General features: G+C 61.9%; 5 protein-coding genes, 1 tRNA gene and 1 pseudogene. 4 read left to right on the top strand and 3 right to left on the bottom strand.

The features are described from left to right. A pseudogene (locus tag EOA24_RS26850) lies at window positions 1–499 on the top strand (histone deacetylase); the annotation flags it as partial. 12 nt (window positions 500–511) lie between these two features. Here the strand turns inward: EOA24_RS26850 and EOA24_RS26855 are convergent. Beyond that, window positions 512–781: a DUF6460 domain-containing protein gene (locus EOA24_RS26855; protein ID WP_224603073.1), complete on the bottom strand. Its 270-nt coding sequence runs from the start codon at window positions 779–781 to the stop codon at window positions 512–514. A 136-nt stretch (window positions 782–917) separates the two neighbouring features. Between EOA24_RS26855 and EOA24_RS26860 the strand changes: the two genes are divergently transcribed. After that, window positions 918–991 (top strand) — tRNA-Gly (locus EOA24_RS26860). Between the two features lie 979 nt (window positions 992–1,970). Here the strand turns inward: EOA24_RS26860 and EOA24_RS26870 are convergent. Both EOA24_RS26870 and EOA24_RS26875 read right to left on the bottom strand, forming a co-directional pair. Beyond that, on the bottom strand, window positions 1,971–2,309 hold the full coding sequence (locus EOA24_RS26870; RefSeq protein WP_126079337.1) for a protamine-2 (modular protein): 339 nt from the start codon (window positions 2,307–2,309) through the stop codon (window positions 1,971–1,973). Window positions 2,310–2,415: 106 nt separating this feature from the next. Next, a complete protein-coding gene (locus EOA24_RS26875; protein ID WP_126079338.1) occupies window positions 2,416–3,405 on the bottom strand; it encodes a LysR substrate-binding domain-containing protein in 990 nt (329 codons plus the stop codon). 294 nt (window positions 3,406–3,699) lie between these two features. Between EOA24_RS26875 and chvE the strand changes: the two genes are divergently transcribed. Both chvE and EOA24_RS26885 read left to right on the top strand, forming a co-directional pair. Continuing rightward, window positions 3,700–4,770 carry a multiple monosaccharide ABC transporter substrate-binding protein gene (gene chvE, locus EOA24_RS26880; protein ID WP_126079339.1) on the top strand — a complete coding sequence of 357 codons (1,071 nt, stop codon included), beginning with the start codon at window positions 3,700–3,702 and terminating at the stop codon, window positions 4,768–4,770. 184 nt (window positions 4,771–4,954) lie between these two features. Next, on the top strand, window positions 4,955–5,135 hold a 181-nt coding region (locus EOA24_RS26885), incomplete at its 3' end, for an ATP-binding cassette domain-containing protein (protein ID WP_127410246.1).

Genomic DNA, 5,135 nt, shown 5'->3' on the forward strand with positions numbered 1-5,135 from the left:
TGTCGCCGTCGCCGCGCTGGCGCTGCTGGCCGAAGGCGCGGTCGAAAACGTGCTGATTGTCGATCTCGACGTGCATCAGGGCGACGGCACGGCGGACATTCTCAAGGACGAGCCTCGCGCCTTCACCTTTTCCATGCATGGCGAGCGCAACTACCCGTTGCGCAAGATCGCTTCCGACCTCGACATCGCCTTGCCGGACGGCACCGGCGACGACGCTTATGTCGACCGGCTCGCCGCCATCCTGCCGGAACTATCCGGGCAAAGGCATTGGGACATCGTCTTCTACAATGCCGGCGTGGATGTGCATGCCGAGGACAGGCTCGGCCGGCTGGCGCTGAGCGACGATGGCCTCCGCGCCCGCGAAGACATGGTCATCGGCCATTTCCGTAGTCACGACGTTCCGCTGTGCGGCGTCATCGGAGGCGGCTACTCGACCGATGTGCCGGCGCTCGCCGCGCGCCACGCCATATTGTTCGAAGCTGCCTCCCGATATGCGTGATGGGACGCTCGGCTACTTCCTGTAGCTGGCGATCCGAAGCAGGATGAACACAGGAACGACGATCGCGGCGCCGAGCAGGATATAGCCGAGGAAGCGGTCGACGGCGTGGAAGCCGAGATTCCACAAATCCACGAAGAACTGGCGGATGCCATAGAAGACGTCCATCGGCGACCAGCCGAAGGCATGCATGACGAGGCCGACGAGGAAGGAGACCACGAGCAGCTTCAGGAACACCCTGAGCGGCGTGTCGCCAAGAAAGCGCGTCAGTGCGGACAAGGCCATCCTCCGGTTCGAGCCGCCTGATTCGGCGGCGCGGTATCAGAGATACGCATTCCGCGGAAAGGCATCAAGCAATGGAGCCACCGGCTCCGTTTTGCCGATTGCTTGAGGCGGCGCCATCATGGTAACGAGGGCTCGCGCGGGTATGATGTAATGGTAGCCTGTCAGCTTCCCAAGCTGAACGCGCGGGTTCGATTCCCGCTACCCGCTCCAGCTTGTGGCGCAAGGTGCCGAGCCAGATTCTCAAACGGCGCCGAAATGCCGGTTTACACTCGGTTTTACATAATTGGTTCGCGTTCGGTTCCTTAGCGGTTCTGATTCCGGCTCCATCGCCCAATTCTAAGCCAATGAAGACCGACTTGCGTTTGAGACCACCTCCCGACTAGTTTCAGCGGGGGAATGAAATGGCGGGGTTCTACTTCTGATGCAGAGATTATCATCGGCCTTGAGAGGTGGCGATGTTAGTGGACTCAGACTCAAGCCGGCGGCAGTGAGTGCCAGATGCCGGTATTGCGGCGAGGTGGGGGTGTTTACTTGCACCGGGCATCAAGAGGGGCCGATAAATTCCATATCGTGTAGGGAAATGCCCCAGCTGCAACAAGCAGCAGGTTTCTGGACGGTTAACTCTCTCTCAGAGACGTCGCAGGGCAAGATTCCGATCTACATGTACCCGGCAGCCACATTCTTTACATGCGCCATCTCGGATTACCAACGTCCCGTTAAGCGAGAGAGGAACTACATGCTCATCTGTTCTGTCGTCGGGAGGTAAGCTATCTAAATTTACTCGGCAGTAGACGCAACGGCCGTCTAGCTGGTAGTCATGCTGCCTCATCCGCAAGGACCGCATCAGGCCGTTACTCTCACTTCAGTCTCCTCGGCTCGTTCGGCTTTCGGACTCGCTCTTGAAACGCGGCGCCGCGACCGACGTAACGGCGAGTGATGCGGGAGACCGTTTCTTCCTAGCCGGCCATGATCTCGGCGATCCCCCAGGTCGCTGAAGGGCTAGCTCCCAGTTGAACGTCGGGGTCGCTACCCGCTTCAGTCCCCCGCCTGAAATGAAATCGTGTTGGCTCGCCGCCGGAACGGCCCCGGCACATTGTCTTGCAACCACATTGTCTTTGCAACGGCGTTGGGTCTTGCGTGACCATGCAAGACCCAACGCTTGACATCCAACGTTCAACCGGCGCCTGAACTACAGCCAGATGTTGATCCAGTAGCGCTCGCGCCAGCAGCGGCGGCGCCAGCGGCCATGACGCCAGTAGCGGCGGCAGACATGTCTCCAGCCGCGCCGACGGCGGCGCCTGCGGCGGCGCCAGTACCAATCGCCGTGATGGTAACGCCGGTGGGAAACCAGCTCCACTTCGGCCGGATCCTCGCCTTCGAGGACCGCGTTGTCCGGCTTGTCGAGTTCGTCCAGGATCCCGTTGCCACCGGGAATGCCGGCAACAGCCTTGCCGGGTCCGGCCAGGCTGGCAAGTGCCGCCGCCCCCGCAACGCCAAGCATTCCAGTCAGAAACAACCGACGTTCCATCAAAAACCTCCCGAGCTTGTTGAGCCTCGGCAGCTCTTTCCTCACCCGCAACGGGCTCGAGCGAGCGACCGATCGGTTTGAACGTAGAAGTAGCGTTCTCGTTCCATCACCCCACTTCGCGCAAGATGAAGTCGTGCAGCATTTTCGCGGCCGGCGAGAGCACGCGATTCCTGACCGTGATCAGGCTGTAGGGGCGGACCTCGATATCGAACTCAGTCTGGACCACGTCGATGGCGCCGGCCAGCCCGTCGGCCCCCTGGATGAACCTGGCGACCTGGATCGAGACCGGCGCGATGGCGTCGGACTGCGCCACCATCACCAAAGTGAGCAGCAGCGACGAGGTGTTGAGGATGCGGTCGGGCAGCGCAATGTCGCGGTTGAGAAAGTTGCTTTCCATCGCCTGGCGCAGGGGCGAGCCGCCGGACTGGAAGACCCAGTCATAGGCTGCCGTGTCTTCCAGCTTCACTGCCTTGCCACTCGCCAGCGGGTGGCCGCGGCGTACGATGAGGCAGGCCTTCTCGACGCCGATGACGCGCGATTCGAAGAGCCTCGGGTTAAGATCGTCGGGAATGCGCGCGATGATGAAGTCGTGGCGCGACGCGATCAGTTCGCGGGCGAGCACGTTGGAGGTCTCGACCTGCATGGTGATCTCGATGCGCGGATAGATGCGGCGGATTTCGCGAATCGCCGGCACGGCCAACTCGATTGCCGGAGCCGTCACCGCGCCTAGGAAAACCGCGCCGCCCTTGCCGGCCTTGAGCTCGGAAATCTCGCGATCGGCCTCGCGCATTTCGAGCAGGATCGAGCGGGCGCGCCGCGCGAGCGCCTTGCCATAAGGGGTCAGCGTCACGCCGCGCGGCAGCCGCTCGCACAATCTGACGTCGAGCACGGCCTCCATCTCGGCGATCATGCGCGAGGCGGCCGGCTGCGAGATGTTCATGACCTGTGCGGCCGCGCTCACCCGTCCGTGATCGTCCAGCGCGGTGATCATGCGCATATGTCGGAGGCTCAGGCCGCTGCGTAGCAGCGTCTCGCCGTCTCCCGGCGATTTCTCGTAACCACCTGAAATCGCGCCGAAATCTTGCATCGCCGCCATGATCCTAGACCTCCGAAGCGGGTTTCCTTTCAACCTTCTAAGCCATATCAGTTTCGATATAGCAATCACCAAAGATCGCATTTGACAGTTATGTCAAAGGGCCACACCCTTCGCGCGTTCCGAGGCGCAGGGGTCGGTAACGAGCGAATTCGTATCGATTGAACCTGCGTCGCGGGGCCGATTGGGAGGATACCGGAGATCGATAAAGCCGACGGAGGCGCGCCAGCGCATCTGCCCGGCTGCGCGGCCCGCGAAGCCCCGAGGTGTCGCGTCTATCAACCAGGGAGAGTAATCGTGAAGATCATCAAGACACTGGCCGCCGTCGCGGCCCTTGGCGTCGCTGCCATGACCTACTCGGCACACGCGGCCGACAAGGGCCTCATCGGCGTGCTGATGCCGACCAAGACCTCGCAGCGCTGGATCAACGACGGCGACGCCGTCAAGTCCCAGCTCGAGAAGCTCGGCTACACCGTCGACCTGCAATACGCGCAGGACGACATCCCGAACCAGCTCAGCCAGCTGGAAAACGAAATCACCAAGGGACCGAAGGCGCTGATCATCGCTTCGATCGACGGCACCACCATGGCCGACGCGCTGCAGAAGGCCAACGACGCGGGCGTCGTCGTCGTTGCCTATGACCGCCTGATCAAGAAGACCCCGAATGTCGACTACTACACCACCTTCGACAATTTCGGCGTCGGCGTGATCCAGGCGAACTCGCTGGTCAAGGGCCTCAAGGAGCGCTTCCCGAACACCAAGCCGTGGAACGTCGAGCTGTTCGGCGGCTCGCCGGACGACAACAACGCCTTCTTCTTCTACAATGGCGCAATCTCGGTCCTGCAGCCGCTGATCGATGACGGCTCGATCAAGATCAAGTCCGGCCAGACGGGCATGGACAAGGTCGGCACGCTGCGCTGGCTCGCCGCCACCGCCCAGGCGCGCATGGACAACCTGCTTTCGGCCAACTACTCGGACGGCAGCCGCGTCGATGGCGTTCTGTCGCCTTATGACGGCCTTTCGCGCGGCATCACCGCCTCGCTGCGCGCCGTCGGCTACGGGACGGACGCTCAGCCCTGGCCGATCGTGACCGGCCAGGACGCCGAGACCGCCTCCGTCAAGCTGATCATCTCGGGCGAACAGTATTCGACGGTGTTCAAAGACACCCGCGAGTTGGCCAAGTCGACCGTGGAGCTCGTCGACAAGGTACTCTCGGGCGGCAAGCCTGAGGGCCTCGACACCAAGACCTACAACAACGATGTCAAGGTGGTTCCCTCGATCCTCCTGACGCCGGTCGAGGTCGACAAGTCGAACTACGAGAAGCTGGTCGTCGACTCCGGCTACATCAAGGCCGAAGAGCTGAAGTAATCCGGCTTGAAACGAGGGGTCCTGCGTGACGCAGGGCCCCTTTTCGTTCAGAAGCGACCCCGGTATTGTTTTTGCCGGCTTCTGCAGCGCAGCGCGCCGTCACGGTGCGAAGGCAGCCGCAGCATTTTGATTTCGCGCATGGCATTCTCCGATGATGGAAAGCGTGCGCCAAGGAGCAGACCCGATGGCCTCGACGATTTTGGAGATGCGCGACATCACCAAGACGTTCCCCGGCGTGAAGGCGTTGTCGAACGTCAATCTAAGCGTCGAGGAAGGTGAGATCCACGCGATCGTCGGCGAGAACGGCGCCGGCAAGTCGACGCTGATGAAAGTGCTGTCGGGCGTCTATCCGTCCGGGACCTATG

This window comes from Mesorhizobium sp. M2A.F.Ca.ET.039.01.1.1, assembly GCF_003998035.1.
Classification (GTDB): Bacteria; Pseudomonadota; Alphaproteobacteria; order Rhizobiales; family Rhizobiaceae; genus Mesorhizobium.

What these genes read in the sequence shown, in the direction of transcription:
- EOA24_RS26855 (WP_224603073.1), bottom strand. Translation starts at nt 781, where the DNA reads ATGGCCTTGTCCGCACTGACGCGCTTTCTTGGCGACACGCCGCTCAGG.
- EOA24_RS26870 (WP_126079337.1), bottom strand. Translation starts at nt 2,309, where the DNA reads ATGGAACGTCGGTTGTTTCTGACTGGAATGCTTGGCGTTGCGGGGGCG.
- EOA24_RS26875 (WP_126079338.1), bottom strand. Translation starts at nt 3,405, where the DNA reads ATGGCGGCGATGCAAGATTTCGGCGCGATTTCAGGTGGTTACGAGAAA.